At 71.8% G+C, this 17,586-nt stretch carries 11 protein-coding genes; all 11 read left to right on the top strand.

Features of this window, described 5'->3' with window-relative positions; genetic code table 11:
* Positions 1-5: 5 nt before the first annotated feature.
* Positions 6-1,100 (top strand): acetyl-CoA carboxylase, carboxyltransferase subunit beta, encoded by a 1,095-nt coding sequence (gene accD / locus WG924_RS23985; RefSeq protein ID WP_345935566.1) that lies wholly within the window; start codon positions 6-8, stop codon positions 1,098-1,100.
* 79 nt (positions 1,101-1,179) lie between these two features.
* A complete protein-coding gene (locus WG924_RS23980; RefSeq protein ID WP_345935565.1) occupies positions 1,180-2,571 on the top strand; it encodes a bifunctional folylpolyglutamate synthase/dihydrofolate synthase in 1,392 nt (463 codons plus the stop codon).
* A gap of 57 nt (positions 2,572-2,628) precedes the next feature.
* On the top strand, positions 2,629-3,525 hold the full coding sequence (locus WG924_RS23975; RefSeq protein WP_345935564.1) for an alpha/beta fold hydrolase: 897 nt from the start codon (positions 2,629-2,631) through the stop codon (positions 3,523-3,525).
* A 122-nt stretch (positions 3,526-3,647) separates the two neighbouring features.
* Positions 3,648-4,172: a tRNA (adenosine(37)-N6)-threonylcarbamoyltransferase complex ATPase subunit type 1 TsaE gene (gene tsaE, locus WG924_RS23970; RefSeq protein ID WP_345935646.1), complete on the top strand. Its 525-nt coding sequence runs from the start codon at positions 3,648-3,650 to the stop codon at positions 4,170-4,172.
* Positions 4,169-5,290, top strand: a complete 1,122-nt coding sequence (locus WG924_RS23965) for an aminoglycoside phosphotransferase family protein (RefSeq protein WP_372044866.1) — start codon at positions 4,169-4,171, stop codon at positions 5,288-5,290. Before tsaE ends, WG924_RS23965 begins: the two co-directional genes overlap by 4 nt.
* 116 nt (positions 5,291-5,406) lie before the next feature.
* Complete coding sequence (locus tag WG924_RS23960) at positions 5,407-6,153, top strand: nucleotidyltransferase family protein (protein WP_345935644.1); 747 nt, start codon at positions 5,407-5,409, stop codon at positions 6,151-6,153.
* Between the two features lie 95 nt (positions 6,154-6,248).
* A complete protein-coding gene (gene addB / locus WG924_RS23955) occupies positions 6,249-9,431 on the top strand; it encodes a double-strand break repair protein AddB (protein WP_345935563.1) in 3,183 nt (1,060 codons plus the stop codon).
* Positions 9,432-9,435: 4 nt separating this feature from the next.
* Positions 9,436-12,960, top strand: coding sequence for a double-strand break repair helicase AddA (gene addA / locus WG924_RS23950; RefSeq protein WP_345935562.1), 3,525 nt, complete (start codon positions 9,436-9,438; stop codon positions 12,958-12,960).
* Positions 12,961-13,235: 275 nt separating this feature from the next.
* The gene (gene trxA / locus WG924_RS23945) at positions 13,236-13,559 is read left to right on the top strand and encodes a thioredoxin TrxA (RefSeq protein ID WP_188576319.1); all 324 of its coding nucleotides are present in this window, start codon (positions 13,236-13,238) and stop codon (positions 13,557-13,559) included.
* 27 nt (positions 13,560-13,586) lie between these two features.
* The gene (locus tag WG924_RS23940; RefSeq protein WP_345935561.1) at positions 13,587-15,005 is read left to right on the top strand and encodes a folylpolyglutamate synthase/dihydrofolate synthase family protein; all 1,419 of its coding nucleotides are present in this window, start codon (positions 13,587-13,589) and stop codon (positions 15,003-15,005) included.
* Entirely contained in the window at positions 15,002-17,545 is a 2,544-nt protein-coding gene (locus tag WG924_RS23935; protein WP_345935560.1) for an adenylate/guanylate cyclase domain-containing protein, read from the top strand. Before WG924_RS23940 ends, WG924_RS23935 begins: the two co-directional genes overlap by 4 nt.
* Positions 17,546-17,586 lie beyond the last annotated feature (41 nt).

Below are 17,586 nucleotides of genomic sequence, written 5' to 3'. Positions count from 1 at the left end.
ATCGCATGAGCTGGCTGTCGAATTTCGTCCGCCCCAAGATCCAGGCGCTGGTCCGCAAGCCCGAGACGCCGGACAATCTGTGGCACAAATGTCCGTCCTGCGAGCAGATGATCTTCCACCGCGATCTGGTGGAAAACCTGCATGTCTGCACCCATTGCGGGCATCATATGCGGCTGCCCGCGAAGCAGCGGCTGGCGATGCTGTTCGACGACGGCGCCTATGACCGGATCGACACCCCCAAGGTGACCGCCGATCCGCTGCGCTTCCGCGACCGCAAGCGCTATACCGACCGGCTGCGCGAGGCCCAGGCCAAGACCGACGAGGCCGACGCCATCCAGGTGGGTGAAGGCCGGATCGGCGGCGTGCCCGCGGTGTGCGCGGTGTTCGATTTCGAATTCCTCGGCGGATCGATGGGGCTTGGCGTCGGCGAGGGGCTGGTGAAGGCGGCGGCGGTCGCCGTGCAGAAGAAGCGGCCGCTGATCGTGTTTCCGGCATCGGGCGGCGCCCGCATGCAGGAAGGCGCGCTGTCGCTGATGCAGATGGCCCGCACCACGGTGGCGGTCGACCGGGTGAAGGAAGCCGGCCTGCCCTATATCGTGGTGTTCACCGACCCCACCACCGGCGGTGTCACCGCATCCTTCGCGATGATCGGCGATATCCACATCTCCGAGCCCGGCGCCCTGATCGGCTTTGCCGGCCAGCGGGTGATCGAGAGCACCATCCGCGAGGCGCTGCCCCAGGGCTTCCAGCGTGCCGAATACCTGATGGAACACGGCATGCTCGACATGGTCGTGCCGCGCAAGGAGCTGAAGGCCACACTGGCGCGGACGCTGAAGCTGCTGCTGAAGCTGCCGCATGTGGCGCCGCGCCCCGGCACCGCCATCGACCAGCCTGAACGGGCCAGCGGCAGCGTCACCACCCGCACCGTCACGCCGTCGAAGGTGCCGTCGGGCAAGGATGCCATGGCGAAGCCCGGACCCGCGGCCGCCAAACCGGTGCCCGCCGGCCAGGCCGAGGGCAAGCCCGCCGATGGCAAGGCCGTGGCGCGCGCCGAACCGGCGCCGGCCACCCCGGCCCCGGCGGACCCCAAGGCGGGCTGACCCCGCGCCCACGCAAGGCCCCCCTCTCCCGCAGGCTCCCTCTCCCGCAGGCCCCACCGCCGCAGCCGGAACCGTCGTCATGGACCAGAGCGCACAGATCCTGGACCGGCTGGGCCGGCTGCATACCACCGAGATCGAGCTGGGTTTCGGGCGCATCCGCCGCCTGCTGACCGATCTGGGCGACCCGCAGGACCATCTGCCGCCGGTGATCCACATCGCCGGCACCAATGGCAAGGGATCGGTGGTGGCGGCCCTCGGCGCCATCGCCCGTGCCGCCGGGCTGCGGGCGCATGCCTATACCTCGCCGCATCTGGTGCGGTTCCATGAACGGATCGCGCTGGCGGGTCAGCCGATCGCCGAGGCCGATCTGGTCAGGCTGCTGCTGCGGATCGAGGCGGTGAATGCCGGCCGGCCGATCACCTTCTTCGAGATCACCACCGCCGCCGCCTTCCTGGCCTTCGCCGAGGCGCCGGGCGATCTGGTGATCCTGGAAACCGGGCTGGGCGGCCGGCTGGACGCCACCAATCTGGTGGCGCGGCCGGCGGCGGTGGGCATCACCCGCATCGCCTTCGACCATATGGAATTCCTTGGCGACACGCTGGCGCTGATCGCGGCCGAGAAGGCGGCGATCCTGAAGCCCGGCTGCCCCGCCGCCACCGCCGACCAGCACCCTGCGGCCGGTGCCGTGATCCGTGCGGCAGCCCTGGCCGTTGGCGCGCCGCTCGTTGAAGGCGGGCGCGACTGGCAGGCGGCCATTCGGGGGGGTGACCTGCCGGGGGCCGGCCGACTGGCGGTCGAAGGCGACCCCGCCGCCGGTCTTGTAATCGAAGGCGGCCCCGCCGCCGGGGCGTGGCCGGCCCCGGCGCTGGCCGGCGATCATCAGGCCGGCAACATGGCGCTGGCGCTGGCGCTGGCCCGCATTGCCGGCGGCGCCGTGCCCGCGCTTGCCCCGATGGCCGATGAAGCCGCCATGGCCGAAGGCCTGCGCCGGGTTGTCCATCCCGGTCGCCTGCAACCGGTGACCGATGATCTGCACCGGGCGCTGCCGACGCTGGATCCCGCTCGGCGTCACCGGATCTGGGTCGACGGCGCCCATAATCCCGATGCCATGCAGGCGCTGGCCCGCCAGATTGCCGGCCCGTGGTCGGATGCGCCGGTGCTGATGGTGCTGGGCCTGCTGGCGCGCAAGGATGCCGATGCGGTGCTCGACAGTCTGGCACCGCTGGGCGGCGCCATCCGGCTGCGCATGGTGCCGGTGCCCGGCGGCCCGGGCCATGATCCGGAGCATCTTGCCGCCGCCGCCCGCGCGCGCGGCCTGGATGCCGCCGCCGCCGCCGACTGGCGCCAGGCCGTCGGCGATGCCGCGGGCGATCCGCCGTCGCGCATCCTGATCTGCGGCTCGCTCTATCTGGCCGGCGCGGTGCTGGCGGCGGTCGATGGGCCGCGGCCAGCGGCGATATCCGCCGCCTGATCATCCGCCCCGCCTCATCTGCCGTCCACAATCCGACACGCGAAGGAACTCCGCGCCGTGACCGTCATCGAAGCCCGTCTGGTCGATCTGGACCACATGACGATCGCCTGCGCCGAACTGGCGCCGGAGACGCCGGACGGGCTGCCGGTGCCGGACGGATGCCCGGTCATCTTCATCAACGGGCTGTCGATGCAGGCCATCGACTGGCCGGCGGCGCTGCTGGATGCCGTGCGTCGGACCCACCCGGTGGTGGTGTTCGACAACCGCGATGCCGGGCTGTCCAGCGCCTTCGGCCCCGTGGTGCTGGGCGATCAGGGCGCGCCGCCGGCCACGCCCTATACCCTCTATGACATGGCGGCCGATACGGTGGCCCTGCTCGACCATCTGGGCCATGACCGGGTGCATCTGGTCGGCTATTCCATGGGTGGGCGCATCGCCCAGATCATCGCCGCCGACCATCCCGGCCGGGTGGCGTCGCTGACCTGCATGATGTCGTCGGGCGGACAGCGGCGGGTGGAGGCGGCGGCGGAGGTGCGCGACGCTCTGGGGGCGGCGCGTGCCGAAAGCCTGCTGCGCGCGCCCGATATCGCTCTGTTCGTGGCCCAGTCGCGCCTGCTCGACGGCGCGGCGCTGACGGCCGGCGATGACGAGCACCGCGACCGGATCGAGGCTGCCGTCACCCGCAGCTATCGGCCGCTGGGCACCGGCCGGCAGATGGCGGCGGTGGAGGCGGCGGGGGACCGCGCGGACCTGCTGGGGCGCATCACCTGCCCCACCCTGTTCATCCATGGCACCGCCGATCCGGTGGTGCCCTTTGCCCAGGCCGCCCAGGGTGCTGCCCGCATTCCCGGCGCGCGGCTGCATCCGATCGAGGGGCTGGGCCATCTGCCGACCCGTGCCGCCCTGGACCGGATCATCGCGCCGCTGGTGGCGCATATCGGGCTTGCGGGCTGATCTGTCCCGCACCCCTTGCTCGATGCCGGTCAACAGGCTAGAACGCCCCGATGACTGCACCATCCGGGAATAGGCCCTGCCGGTCGCTCGACACCGGCGGCGCCGGCGGTTCGCCGCGACCGATCCGCCTTGCGCGTGAGGCGGAGACCATGGCGTTTGCCCGCCGGCTGGCGCCGGTTCTGCGCGATGGTGGCATGGTGCTGCTGGACGGCGATCTTGGTGCCGGCAAGACCGCCTTTGCCCGGGCGCTGATCCGCAGCCTCGCCGGCGCCGACATCGAGGTGCCGAGCCCGACCTTCACCCTGGTGCAGAGCTATGCGCTCGACGGCGTCGAGGTCACCCATGCCGACCTCTATCGCATCGACGACCCCGACGAGATCGACGAGTTGGGGCTGGAGGATGCCGCAGCCGGCGGTCTGGTGCTGGTGGAGTGGCCGGAGCGTGCCGGCGGCCGGCTGGACCGGGGGGCGCTGCGCCTGCGCTTCGCCATCGCCGATGATGGCGCGCGGCTGGTCACCATTGATGCGCCGGCCGACTGGACGGCGCGGCTCGGGCGTCATACCTGTGAACTTCCCGTGGATGATGCCGGCGGCGCTGAGGCACCCGATGCGCCCGGAACACCCGCCCCGTTACGGAATGATCGATGACCGACCTTCCACCCGTTATCCCGCCGGCCATGGCCGCCGGCGCCGAGCCGGAACCGCGTGATCTGGAGCGGGCACGCTTCATCGCCCGCGCCGGATGGCGCGGTGCCGAGCGGACGGTTCTGGCCGGCGATGCCTCGTTCCGCCGCTATGACCGGCTCCGCCTCGACCGCCAGACGGCGGTGCTGATGGATGCCCCGCCCCCGCACGAGGATGTCCGGCCGTTCCTGAAGGTCTGCGCGCATCTGAAGGCGCTGGGCCTGTCGGCGCCGACGGTGCTGGCCGCCGATGCCGATACCGGCTTCGTGCTGCTGGAGGATCTGGGCGACGATCTGTTCCGGGTGGCGATCGACCGCGATCCCACGCTTGAGACGGCGCTCTATGCCAGTGCCGTCGACCTGCTGGCCGATCTGCACGACCGGCCGGGCGCGGCGGCGCTTGATGTGCCGGTCTATGGCCCTGATGTGCTGCTGACCGAATCGCTGCTGCTGATCGACTGGTACTGGCCGCTGGCGCTGGGCCGCGCGGCCACGGATGCCGAACGCCAGGGCTTCATCGCCGTCCTTGAACCGCTGCTGGCCACGGTCGGCGTGCCGCAGGTTCTGGTGCTGCGCGATTATCATGCCGAAAACCTGCTCTGGCTGCCCGGCCGTCGCGGCACGGCGCGGGTGGGCGTGATCGATTTCCAGGATGCACTGATCGGCCATGCCGCCTATGACCTGGTGTCGCTGCTGGAAGATGCGCGGCGCGACGTCGCCCCCGATCTGGCCGAGGCGATGGTCGGCCGCTATCTGGCGCGCCGGCGTGGCCTTGCCGGCGACATTGCCGCCGGTGACGGCGATGCGGACGCCGATCTGGCCGAGACCTTCCGCACCGCCTGCGCGGTGCTGGGTGCCCAGCGCAACATGAAGATCGCCGGCATCTTCGCCCGCCTGCATCTGCGCGACGGCAAACCGCGCTATCTGGACTATCAGCCCCGGGTGTGGCGGATGATCGAACACGATCTGCTGCACCCGGCTCTGCACCCTCTGGCCGAATGGCTGGACGAGCATCTGCCCTGGGACGCCCGTGGTCGCACCACGGCGGTTCCGTCCGGCCCCGTCGAAGGAGACCCCGCATGACCACCTCCGATCCATCCGGTCAGTCTGGTCTTTCGACGCCTGCGGCGGCAGATAAGTCCGGGCCTGCGGCGGCAGATCAGGCCAGGCCTGCGGCGGGGCGGCCCGGCAGCGGCGGCATGCCGGCCAGCGCCATGGTGCTGGCGGCGGGGCTCGGCACCCGCATGCGGCCGTTGAGCGATGATCGCCCCAAGCCGTTGGTCGAGGTCGCCGGCCGGCCGCTGATCGACTGGACGCTCGACCGGCTGGTCGAGGTGGGCGTGCCGCGGATCGTGGTCAACACCCATCATCACGCAGCCAGGCTGTCGGCGCATCTGGCGGGGTTGCGGGCCGAACTGGCCACGCGCTCAGGCGGGGCGATCGAGCTGCTGGAAAGCCATGAAGAGACCCTGCTTGAAACCGGCGGCGGTGTCGCGAAGGCGCTGCCGCTGCTGGGCGACGCGCCGTTCTTCGTGTCCAATTCCGACCAGATCCTGCTGAACGGCCCGACCCCCGCCTGCGAGGTGCTGGCGCGCGCCTTCGATCCGGAACGCATGGACGCGCTGTTGCTGCTGGTGCCGATGCCTTATGCGCTTGGCTATGGCGGCACCGGCGATTTCGTCATGGACCAATTGGGCCAGTTGCGCCGCCGCCATGAATGGGAAGTGGCACCCTATCTTTATTCCGGTCTGCAGATCCTCAGCCCGGCACTGTTCACCGATCTGCCCGAAGGGCCGTTCTCACTCAACCTGCTGTTCAACCGGGCGATCGAGCGTGAACGCCTGTATGGCGTGGTGCATGATGGTGTCTATATGGCCGTCGGCACGCCACAGGCGGTGCGGCTGGCCGACCGGGTGGTGCGCGGCCGCCATGATCTGATCGGCTGATCCCGTGACCGGTTGATGCCGGCGGACGGGTTGACACCGGGGGATGGGCACCGGCGGTCGCGGATGCAGGGGATCGCGGGTATGAGCGCCAGATCATGAGCGACAGCACGATGTCGGCCGCCGGCCGCCGGGGCCGCAGCGCTGCCCTTGCCGGCCGGTTTCCGTCCGGGGTGTGGCGGGTGCCGGCGGGCATTCCGTTTCTGGATGTGCTGGCCCGCGGGCTGATCGATGCCGCCGGCGGCGATCCTGAGCGGCTGGGCCGGATGACCGTGCTGCTGCCCACCCGCCGGGCGATCGACGAGCTGGCCCGTGCCTTTCTGGTCGCCGCCGATGGCCGCGCCGCCCTGCTGCCCCGGCTGAAGCCGCTGGGCGATGTCGAGGCCGACGAGCTGATGCTGGCCGAGGCCGGCGACCCGGGTGCCGCCGCCGACATCCTGGCCCTGCCGCCGGCGATGTCGCCGCTGGCCCGGCGGATGCGGCTGGCGCGGCTGATCGAACGCTGGAGCGCACGCGATCATGGCCAGAGCCTGACGCTGGACGAGGCGACCCGGCTCGCCGACGCCCTGGCCCGCCTGCTCGACGAGGCGCTGGTCGAGGATGTCGATCTTGCCCGGCTCGACCGGCTGGTGCCCGAGGCCCTGGCCCGGCACTGGCAGGAGGTGCTGGCCTTCGTCGACATCATCCGCCGGTTCTGGCCCGAGATCCTGGCGGAATCCGGTGCGATCGACGCCATCGACCGTCGCAACCGGCTGTTGCGCGCCGAAGCCGCCCGGCTTGCGGCCGAGCCACCGGCCGATCCGGTGATCATCGCCGGGTCGACCGGCAGCCAGGCCGCCACACGGGCGCTGATCCGGGCGGCGGCCGGTCTGCCCCTGGGTGCCGTGGTTCTGCCGGCGCTGGACGAGACCCCGGATGCCGACACCCTGGCGGCGATCCGCGAGGATCCGACCCATCCGCAATATGCCCTGACCCGGCTGGTCGACGAGCTGGGGCTGACCGCCGCGGGCATACCGGTATGGCCGGGTGTGACCCGCGACCGGATCCGCGTCGGCCGCGACCGCCGCATCCTGCTGGCCGAGGCATTCCGCCCGGCCGAGACCACCGACCGCTGGGCCGATCTGTCGGTGGTGAACGCGGCGGCGCTGGACGGGCTGGACCGGCTGGACGCGGCCGATCCGCGCGCCGAGGCGACGGCGATCGCGGTCGCCATGCGGGCGGTGCTCCAGACCCCTGAGCAGACCGCGATCCTGGTCACCCCCGACCGCCGGTTGGCGCGGCGGGTGACCGGCGAGCTGCGCCGCTGGGGCCTGAACCTCGACGACAGCGCCGGCCGGCCGCTGATGGCGAGCGGGCCGGCGGTGTTTCTGGATCTGATCGCGCGGGCCGCCGCCGAGCGGCTGGCGCCGGTGCCGCTGCTGGCGCTGGTCAAGCATCCGCTGGCGGCGGGCGGCCTGCCGCCCGGGCAGTTCCGGGCCGGTGGCCGGCTGCTGGAACGAACCCTGCTGCGCGGCCCCAGACCAGCCCCCGGTATGGCCGGCCTGCGCGCGGCGCTGGATGGCGCGCTGGCCGATACCGGCGCCCGCGATCATGGCCGCATCCAGGCCGTGGCCGCGACGCTCGGCCCCTGGATCGAGCGGCTGGATGCCCGCATCGGCGATTTCGCGGCGATGATGACCGATGGCGAGGCGGGGTTCGACGCGCTGCTGGATGCCCATGTCGCCGCAGCCGAGGCCCTGGCCGAGACCGGCGCCGCCGACCTGGCCGCCACCGCCGCTGCCGCCACCACCGCCACCATCGCCGACGACATCACCCCGGCCCTGGCCCAGACCGGCGCCGAGCGGCTGTGGCGCGGCGAGGCCGGCGAGGCGCTGATGCAGGCATTGGCCGAACTGCGCGACGAGGCGGGCATTCTGGGGGCCATACCGGTCAGCCGCTATCCCGCCCTGCTGTCGGCGCTGCTGGCGGATCGCACGCTCAGACCGCGCTGGCGCAGCCATCCCCGGCTTCAGGTTCTGGGGCCGCTGGAAGCCCGGCTGCTGTCGGCCGATCTGGTCATTCTGGGCGGGGCCAACGAAGGTGGCTGGCCGCGCGATCCCGGCCCCGACCCCTGGCTGAGCCCGGCCATGCGCCGGCAGGCCGGCTTCCCGCCCGCCGAACGCCGCACCGGCCTTGCCGCCCACGACATGTGGTCGCAACTGGCGGCACCGCGGGTGCTGGTCACCCGTTCGGCCAAGGTCGACGGCACGCCCACCGTGCCGTCGCGCTGGCTGCTGCGGCTGGATGCGGTGATCGCTGGGGCCGGCCTTACCCGTGCCGATAGCGCCGCCCGCGCGGCGCTGCCCTATGCCGGCTGGGCGCGGTCGCTGGATGTGGTGGCCCCGGCCGCCCGGCCGGGGCCACCGGCGCCCTGTCCGCCGGTGGACCGGCGGCCGCGCCGGCTGTCGGTCACCCAGATCGAAACCCTGATGCGCGACCCTTACGCGGTCTATGCCCGCCATGTGCTGGGGCTGGAGGCGCTGGACCCGGTGGATGCCGATCCGGGTGCTGCCGAACGCGGCCGCTTCATCCATGCGGTGCTGGACCGGTTCGTGCGCGAGGTGTCGCGGGCGCCCGCGCCCATGCCCGTGGATGCCGAAGCCCGGCTGCTGGATCTGGGCCGGGCGGTGACCGCTGATCTGCGGCTGCCGCCGGCGGTGATCGCCTTCTGGTGGCCGCGGTTCGAACGCATCGCCCGCTGGTTCGTGGGGGTGGAGCGGGCGCGTCGGACCGGTCTTGCGGCCAGTCATACCGAGATCCGCGGATCGGTCGTTCTGGACGCACCGGGCGGACCGTTCCGGCTGACCGCGGTGGCCGACCGCATCGACCGGTTCGCCGATGGCAGTTTCGCGATCCTGGACTACAAGACCGGTAGCCCGCCCAGCGGCCGCGACATCCAGCGCGGCATCGCGCCGCAATTGCCGCTGGAAGCCCTGATCCTGGATCGGGGCGGGTTCGACGGCATCCCCGCCGCCACCGTGTCGGAACTGGCCTTCTGGCGGCTGTCGGGGCGTCGCCCGGCGGGGGCGGAGATCCAGGTGTTGAAGCCGGGCCAGACCGCCGACGCGCTGATCGCCGAACACGGCGCCGGTGTCCTGCGGCTGATCGCCACCTTCGACCGCCCCGATCACCCCTATATGGCCCGGCCGCGGGCCTGGGCGGCGCCGCGCTATTCCGATTACGTCCATCTGGCCCGGGTCAAGGAATGGCAGGCCGGTGACGACAGCGGCGAGGAGGGCTGAGCGGATGTCGGTTGAACAGGCACTGGCGGCCGATCCGACCCGGTCGGTCTGGGTGGGCGCATCGGCCGGCACCGGTAAGACCAAGGTGCTGACCGATCGTGTGCTGCGGCTGATGCTGGCCGGTGCCGCCCCCGAACGCATTCTGTGCATCACCTTCACCAAGGCGGCGGCGGCCGAAATGGCGCTGCGGCTGTCGGGACGGCTGGCGCGCTGGGCCACCGCCGATGCCGGGCTGCTGACCGACGAATTGTTCGCCCTGCTGGGCCGGCGCCCGGCCGGCACCGAACTGGCGGTGGCCCGCCGGCTGTTCGCCCGGCTGCTGGATGCCCCCGGCGGCATGAACATCCAGACCATCCATTCGCTGTGCCAGTCGCTGCTGCGCCGGTTTCCGCTGGAAGCCGGGCTGCCGCCGCATTTCGAGCTGATGGACGACCGCGACGCCGCCGAGCTGATCGCCATGGCGCGCGAGCGGCTGTTCGCCGAGGCGGCATCCGATCCGGTGCTGGGGGCGGCGGTGGACCGGCTGGCGACCCTGTTCGATGCCGATGCCTTCGCCGGGCTGATGACCGCGGTGATCGGCGACCGTCACCGGCTGGGTCGGATGATCGAGGGCGCGGGTTCGGTCGACATGGCCTGTGTGGCGATCGCGCGGGCCCATTTCGTCGACCCTGAGGCCACGCCTGAGGGCGAGCTTGCCGCCGCCTGCCGGCCCGGCGGCTTCGACGAGGCGGGCTTGCGGGCGGCGGCGCAGGCGCTGCTGGCATCGACCGGCAAGGATGACGTGGCGCGCGGCCGCAGGCTGGCCGCCTGGCTGGCGGCATCCGAGGCCGAACGGGTTGCCCGGTTCGAAGACCGGGTCGGTGCCACCATGACCGCGAAAAACGAGCCCCGCGCCCGGCTGATGGTGAAGGCGGCGATCGAGGCGGCACCGGCCGCCTTCGCCGCCCTGCGCGCCGAACAGGACCGGATGGTGGAGCTTGAGGATCAGCGCCGCTCGGCGGCGACGGTCGCCGCCTCGGTGGCGCTGATCCGGGTGGGTGCCCGGCTGGCGGCGCTGTATGACGATCTGAAACGCCGCCGCGCCCGGCTGGATTTCGACGATCTGATCCTGGGGGCCGGCCGGCTGCTGAACACCCCGGGCATTGCACCCTGGGTGCTGTACAAGCTGGATGGCGGCGTCATGCACCTGCTGCTCGACGAGGCGCAGGACACAAGCCCCGAACAATGGACGGTGGTCGAGCGGCTGACCGAGGAGTTCTTCGTCGGCGACGGCAACCCGCATGATCAGGCGGGCCATGATGCCGATGGGCTGCCGCTGGCCCGCACCGTGTTCGCGGTGGGTGACCCCAAACAGTCGATCTATCGCTTTCAGCGCGCCGACCCGGAAGGGTTCCGGCGGATGCAGGCGTTCTTTCAGGCCCGGGTGTCGGCGGCCGAGCGCGGCTGGTCGGTGGTGGCGCTGCGCCAGTCGTTCCGATCGGTGGCGGCGGTGCTGGCAGCGGTGGATGCGGTGTTCGCGACCCCCCCCGCCAGCGATGGCGTGGTGGAGCCAGGCCAGGTGCTGCGTCATGAAGCCGCCCGGATCGGTCAGGCCGGGATCGTGGAGCTGTGGCCGCTGGCGGTGGCGGAAAAGCGCGACACCGACGATGTCTGGCTGGTGCCCGAGGTGCGCGAGCCCGAAGATGATCCGATGGCGCGGGTGGCCGATGCCATCGCCGGCACCATTCGCGGCTGGCTGGACCGGGCCGAGATGCTGAGCGCCGCCGGCCGCCGGCTGCGGCCGGGCGATGTGCTGATCCTGGTTCAGCGGCGCAATGCCTTTGTCGGCCGCATGGCCCGGGCGCTGAAAGCCGCCGGCGTGCCGGTGGCCGGTGTCGACCGTATGGCGCTGGTCGATCAGATCGCGGTCGCCGATCTGGTGGCGCTGGGCCGCGCCCTGCTGCTGCCGGAAGACGATCTGACGCTGGCTGCCGCGCTGAAAGGCCCGATCCTGGGGCTGGACGAGGACGCGCTGTATCGGGCGGCGGTGGATCGCACCGATCCGAAGGGTGGCGATCCGAAGGGGGGCCGGCTGCCGCTGATCCACGCCCTGCGCCGCAGGGCCGCCGGCGATCCGGCCCTGGCCGCCGCCGCGGGGCTGCTGACCGATCTGGCGCGGGCCGCCGACCGGATGGGGCCGTATGATTTCTATGCCGATCTGCTGGCGGCGCGGGGCGGGCGTACCGCGCTGGTCGCCCGGCTGGGGCCCGAGGCCGAGGATGCGATCGACGAATTCCTGAACCTGGCGCTGGCTTACGAACAGACCGAGCCACCCAGCCTGGAAGGGTTTCTGGCCTGGGTGGAGCGGAGCGCCGTCGAGGTGAAGCGCGACCTGGAACAGGGCCGCGACGAGGTGCGGATCATGACCGTGCACGGCGCCAAGGGCCTGCAGGCGCCGGTGGTGTTCCTGCCCGACACCACCCGCATGCCCCGGCCACCATCGGGGCCGGTATGGCTGGACGGGCCGCCGCCGATGCTGCTGGTGGCGCCGGCGGCGGGGGATGCGTCCGACATGGTGCGGGATGCCCAGACTGTGACGGCGCGGGAGGACCGTAAGGAATACCGCCGCCTGCTGTATGTGGCGATGACCCGTGCGGCCGACCGGTTGTATGTCTGCGGCTGGCATGGCAAGCCCGAGGCGCCCGACGAAAGCTGGTATGGCCTGACGGCGCGGGCGCTGGCCGGCGAGGGGGATGCCCGGCCGGTGGAGGTCGTACTACCCGGCGGCATCACCGGCACGGGTTGGCGGCTGACCGGCGAGCAGGCAGCCGTACCGCCGGCCATACCAGCCGCGGCGACCGGTATGGCTGTGGCCGAGGGGCCATCTCTGCCAGCGGAGCTGCATCCCGATCGTGATCTGCCGGCCGAACCGGTGCCGCCACGGCCGCTGAGCCCGTCGCGCCCCGATGACGACCCGCCGCCGGCGCGGTCGCCGCTGGGCGATCTGGGCGCCAGCCGCTTCCGGCGCGGCCGGCTGGTGCACAGGCTGTTGCAGGTGCTGCCCGATCTGCCGCCCGATGCGCGCGCCGATGCCGCCGCCCGCTTCCTGGCCGCCCCCGCCCACGGATTGGCGGCGGGCGATGCGGCGGCGCTGGCCGGCGAGGTGATGGCCGTGCTGGACCACCCGGATTTCGCGGCGATCTTTCAGCCCGGCTCGCGCGCCGAGGTGCCACTTGGCGCGCTGGTCGGGTCGCGCGTGGTGTCGGGCGCCGTCGACCGGCTGCTGGTGACGCCCGACCGCATTCTGCTGGTCGATTACAAGACCGACCGGCCGCCACCGGCCGAGCCCGAGCGGGTCGCCCGGCATTATCTGCGCCAGATGGCCGCCTATCGTGCGGTGTTGCAGCGGATCTATCCGGGCCGCGCGATCGAGACCGCACTGGTCTGGACCGATGGGCCATCGCTGATGCGCCTGCCGGATATGCTCCTCGATCGCTGGGCGCCGGCGGAGCTGGAGGCAGCGGGGGGCGATCTTTCAACCCCAAATTGAATGTCGTGCCGTCGGCGGATTGCCGGCCTGCGCGGCGTGCACAGGTCGGTGTGCTTGACCGGCCCCGCGCGGCTTTCTACATTGAGCCAAGCGCGCCCGCCGGCCGCTGCTCCGACATGCGACCCCATGATGGTCATGGGCGGGGAGCGGCACACGGACGGACCGTCATCAGACCATGCGGCCCGACGGGTCCATGGCGGGCCGTGGCGGCCTCTGCCCCAGCCGATGCGCTGGGGCGGCACCGCGGCTGCACACGATTTGAGGGGATAGCTCCCATGGCCATCGCGACCGTCACCGACAGCTCGTTCGAGCAGGACGTGCTGAAGTCCGAAACGCCCGTCCTGGTCGATTACTGGGCCGAGTGGTGCGGCCCGTGCCGGATGATCGCCCCGGCGCTGGAGGATCTGTCGAAGGAATTCGATGGCAAGCTCACCGTCGCCAAGCTGAACATCGACCACAACCCGCAGACCCCGTCGAAATACGGGGTGCGCGGCATCCCGACCCTGATGGTGTTCAAGGGCGGCCAGATCGCGGCGACCAAGGTCGGCGCGCTGCCGAAGAGCGAACTGGCCAAGTGGATCCAGTCGGTCGTCGGCTGATCGCCGAACCATCGCCCGATCTGTCCGATGCCTGATCTGCCCGATGCCCGCGGCGCCGTCATCCCTGATCCGGATGGTGGTGCCGCGGGCATCGGCATGTCTGGTGTGGAGGCGGGCGTCTCAACCCTGTTGGATACGATCTATCGCAGCCATCTGCGACAGGCCGCGCGCGACGCCGGGGGAGAAGACGCCGGGGGACAATGGGCGGGCGGGCGGGCGCTCGACCGGCTGCACCGCCGGCCCGAGCGGCTGCTGGATCTGGCCCGCCGCCATGACCTGATCCCCGATCCCGGCCGGGTGATCCTGGTGACCGGATCGAAGGGCAAGGGCAGCACCGCCCGGCTGATCGCCGCCGGCCAGACCGCCGCCGGCCGCCGCACCCTGCTGTTCACCTCGCCCGAAGACATGACCCCGCTCGACCGCATCCGGATCGATGGCACCGTGATTGCGCCGGCCGACGCGGTCGGCGCCTTTCAGATGCTGGCGGCAGGCCTGCGGGCCGTGGAGGCATCGCTGCCGGCGGGCGAGGCGTTGTCGCCCTTCGGTCAGTTCCTGCTGCTGGCGCTGGTCCATGCCCGCCGATCGGCGGTCGACCGGCTGGTGCTGGAAACCGGGCTGGGAGCCGCCGACGACGAGGCGGGGCGGCTGGCGGCGGCCATCGGCGTGGTCACCGCCATCCTGCCCGAGCATCTGGACCGGCTGGGCCCCGGCATCGACGATGTCGCCCGCGCCAAGCTGGACATCCGCCATCGCTGCCAGCGGCTGATCCTGTCGGATCAGGCGGATCGGGCCGGCCGGCGGGCGGGCATCGATACCGGCGGCGCGCGGGTGGTGGCGCCACCCGTCACCATGCCCGGGCATGCCGGCCATCCACCACCATGGCTGGCGCATAACCGGGCGATGGCGCTGGCGGCGCTGGCGGGCGACGGCATCGATCCGGCGGCCCCGGTGGTGGTGGCGGCGCTGGACGATGCGGCACGTGGCCTGCCCTCCTGGGGGGAGGCGCCATGGGCCGGCGGGATCGTGGCCTGGGAGGCGGCTGTGCAGGCGGCGAGCCTGGATGTGCCACGGCTGCGATGGCTGGCCGCGCGCGGCTTCCGCGCCCTGCTGTCGGTGACCGATGACAAGGACGTGGCCGGATTGGCCACAAACCTGGCCGAGGCGGGACTGGCGCCACGTGGGGTGGTGCTGGCTGGCCGGCGTGGCGCGTTGCGCGCGGGGGCTGGCGCGCATCGGCGGTTGCTGGCGCTTTCGCAGGCTGATGGACCGCTCAAGGCACCTGCTCTGGGGCCACTGGATCACGACGATGTCCCGGCCATGGCCCGGCTGTTGTATGATGGCGCCGGAATGGATGACCAGAGACCTGTGGCGGGCGGCAAGGTGATCGCCATCGGCACCCAGAGTTTCGTGCGCCTTGTGCGCGCCGCGATCAGGAGCGGCCGATGAGTGATCAACCGGCACCCCCGCGCCGTGGCGGCAAGCGGCGCGCGCCCACCACGACGGATATGCGGAGGGTTGCCCCCCCGATCGACGGTGCCCTGGCGACGCCGCCGCCGAGGGACACCCCGTCGGCGGACGGCACGCCGATGGCCGGCTTCTCGGCGAACGGGCAGGGCCAGACGGCGCCGAACGGCGAGGATCTCCCCAATCAGGCCCGGCTGAGACGGTCGTTTGTCGGGTTGAAGGCGGCGGATGTGCCGGGCCTGTCGGGCCAGTTGGACCCGGTGGCCGCCGGCATCGTGGCGGCGGTCGCCGATCGCATGGCCCGCGACCTGTTGCATGCCGGCGGCTTCGAGGCCGTGTTCGAGGGCATGTCGGCCGGTCTGGCCGCGCGTGGCGTGCCGGTGAAGCGCGCCTATATCGCCTTCCGCACCCTGCACCCGCTGATCGCCGCGGTTTCGTTCCTGTGGCAGCGGGGCCATCCGGTAGAGCGGATGGTGATGTCGCATGAGCTGGCGGGGCTTTCCGAGGTGTGGAAACGCTCGCCGTTCAACTACATGCTGACCAACAACGTGCCACGCCTGCGCCGCCGCCTGATCGACCCCGACGCGCCCCGCGATTTCGAGGTGCTGAACGACCTGATGGCGGAGGGCACCACCGATTATCTGGCAGCCGCGACCGCGTTCGGCGGCGGCGCCGAGGGCAATGGCGTGATCGCGTCGTGGACCACCGATGCCGCCGACGGGTTCTCCGATCTGGACCTGTCGGTGCTGGACGCGCTGCAGGTGCAGCTTGCCCTGGCCTGCCGGCTGGCCTTCACGGCCCAGGTGGCGGAAACCGTGGCGATGACCTATCTGGGCAACCACGCCGGCCGCCGGGTGCTGTCGGGGCAGATCCGGCGCGGCGACGGCGAACTGATCCCGGCCGCGATCTTCCTGTCGGACCTGCGCGGATCGACCGGCATGGCCGAGAAGCTGGGCGTGACCAGGTTCATGGAACTGGTGAACCGCTATTTCGAATGTGCCGCCGAACCGGTGCTGGGCGCCGGCGGCGAGGTGCTGACCCTGATGGGCGACAGTGTGCTGGCGATCTTTCCGCTGGCCAGTTTCGGCGATGATGTTGAATCCGCCTGCGACGCGGCGCTTGCCGCCGCCCGCGATGCCGAGCGCCGGCTGGAGCAGTGGAACCGCGCGCGGCGCGCCGATGGCGAGGTGGCGATGGATTTCGGCATCGGCCTGCATCTGGGGCGGGTGATGTTCGGCAATATCGGCACCGCCGAGCGCCTGCAGTTCACCGCCATCGACCGGTCGATCAACGAGGCGGCGCGGCTGGAGGGCCTGACCAAATCGATGGGCCATCGGATCATCGCCAGCGGCCTGTTCGCGAGGCGGGCCAGTGCCGCCTGGCGGTCTCTGGGCCACGTGCAACTGCGCGGCTCGGCGCGCGAGCAGGAGGTTTTCACACCCGCGCCGGCCGCCAACCGTCTGGCCCTGGCCGCCGGCCTTGATGTGCCGGGAGGGCCTTGCGCCACACCGCCACAACTGGTGGTGCATGCCGATTGGAGTGTGGATGCCCGCAAGCGCTGGATGGCGGTGGCGGCGCGCCAACCCGATGGTGGCTATCTGGCCGGACCGCCCGAACCCGTAGGGCCGGTCGACAGCCTGATCGACCGGCTGATCGCGCGTGCCGGGGGCGGCCGGGTGATGCTGGGGCTGGATGTGGTGCTGGGCCTGCCGGCCGGCTATGCCGAGCGGATCGGTGTCACCGGCTTCCGCGAGGCGATCGCCCGCATCGCCAGCGATCCGGATTGGGCGGCGGCCCTGGACCCGGCGGCGACGCTGGACGAGGTGTCGCTGTCACGACCGTTCTTTCCGCGCCGCGCCGGCTCCCGATCCATGGGCATCGGCAAGGGGGGGCCGGCGGCCCTGGCTGCTCGGCTGGGCCTGGACGGGCCGGACGATCTGCGCCGGATCTGCGACCATGCCACCACCGCCCGTCGCGCGGCGGCGCCGCTGTTCTGGACCATGGGACCGGCGCAGGTGGGGCGGGCGGCCGCCCATGCCTGGCGGCACCTGCTGCTGACGAAAGGTGAGGCCGGGCGGCTGGGCCTGTGGCCGTTCGACGGGCCGCTCGACAGCCTGCTGGCCAATAACGCGGTGACGCTGGTCGAGGCCTATCCGGCCGAGTTTCACCGACATCTGGGCGTGCGCATGGGCCGCAATGCCGGCAATGGCCGGGGCAGCAAGCGCAACCGCGATGATCGGGCCGCCAATGCGCCGATGCTGATCGAGGCCGGGCGCCGCATGGGCCTGACCCTGGATATCGATCTTGTGGCCGAGCTTGGCGACGGCTTCGGTGACGTCGCGGCCGGCGAGGACCGCTTCGACGCGGTGATCGGCATGATGGGCATGCTGCAGGTTCTGGCCGGCGACCGCCCGACCGGCGAGCCGCGTGTGGCGCCGGTGGTGACGGTTGAGGGCTGGATCCTGGGCCAGTCGCCGGCCGAGTTGAAGCTGCCCGAGGACAGGTTTAGAGGACAGGTTTAACTGAGGCCGGGCTCGGCTGGCCGGCCGGGGTCCGGATCAGG

The sequence above is a fragment of the Tistrella arctica genome (assembly GCF_039630945.1).
GTDB classification, from domain to species: Bacteria; Pseudomonadota; Alphaproteobacteria; order Tistrellales; family Tistrellaceae; genus Tistrella; species Tistrella bauzanensis.
The sequence above is the reverse complement of the archived record's forward strand: the minus strand, read 5'-3'. Positions and strand labels throughout refer to the sequence as shown.

What these genes read in the sequence shown, in the direction of transcription:
- accD (WP_345935566.1), top strand. Translation starts at nt 6, where the DNA reads ATGAGCTGGCTGTCGAATTTCGTCCGCCCCAAGATCCAGGCGCTGGTC.
- WG924_RS23980 (WP_345935565.1), top strand. Translation starts at nt 1,180, where the DNA reads ATGGACCAGAGCGCACAGATCCTGGACCGGCTGGGCCGGCTGCATACC.
- WG924_RS23965 (WP_372044866.1), top strand. Translation starts at nt 4,169, where the DNA reads ATGACCGACCTTCCACCCGTTATCCCGCCGGCCATGGCCGCCGGCGCC.
- WG924_RS23960 (WP_345935644.1), top strand. Translation starts at nt 5,407, where the DNA reads ATGCCGGCCAGCGCCATGGTGCTGGCGGCGGGGCTCGGCACCCGCATG.
- addB (WP_345935563.1), top strand. Translation starts at nt 6,249, where the DNA reads ATGAGCGACAGCACGATGTCGGCCGCCGGCCGCCGGGGCCGCAGCGCT.
- addA (WP_345935562.1), top strand. Translation starts at nt 9,436, where the DNA reads ATGTCGGTTGAACAGGCACTGGCGGCCGATCCGACCCGGTCGGTCTGG.
- trxA (WP_188576319.1), top strand. Translation starts at nt 13,236, where the DNA reads ATGGCCATCGCGACCGTCACCGACAGCTCGTTCGAGCAGGACGTGCTG.
- WG924_RS23940 (WP_345935561.1), top strand. Translation starts at nt 13,587, where the DNA reads ATGCCTGATCTGCCCGATGCCCGCGGCGCCGTCATCCCTGATCCGGAT.
- WG924_RS23935 (WP_345935560.1), top strand. Translation starts at nt 15,002, where the DNA reads ATGAGTGATCAACCGGCACCCCCGCGCCGTGGCGGCAAGCGGCGCGCG.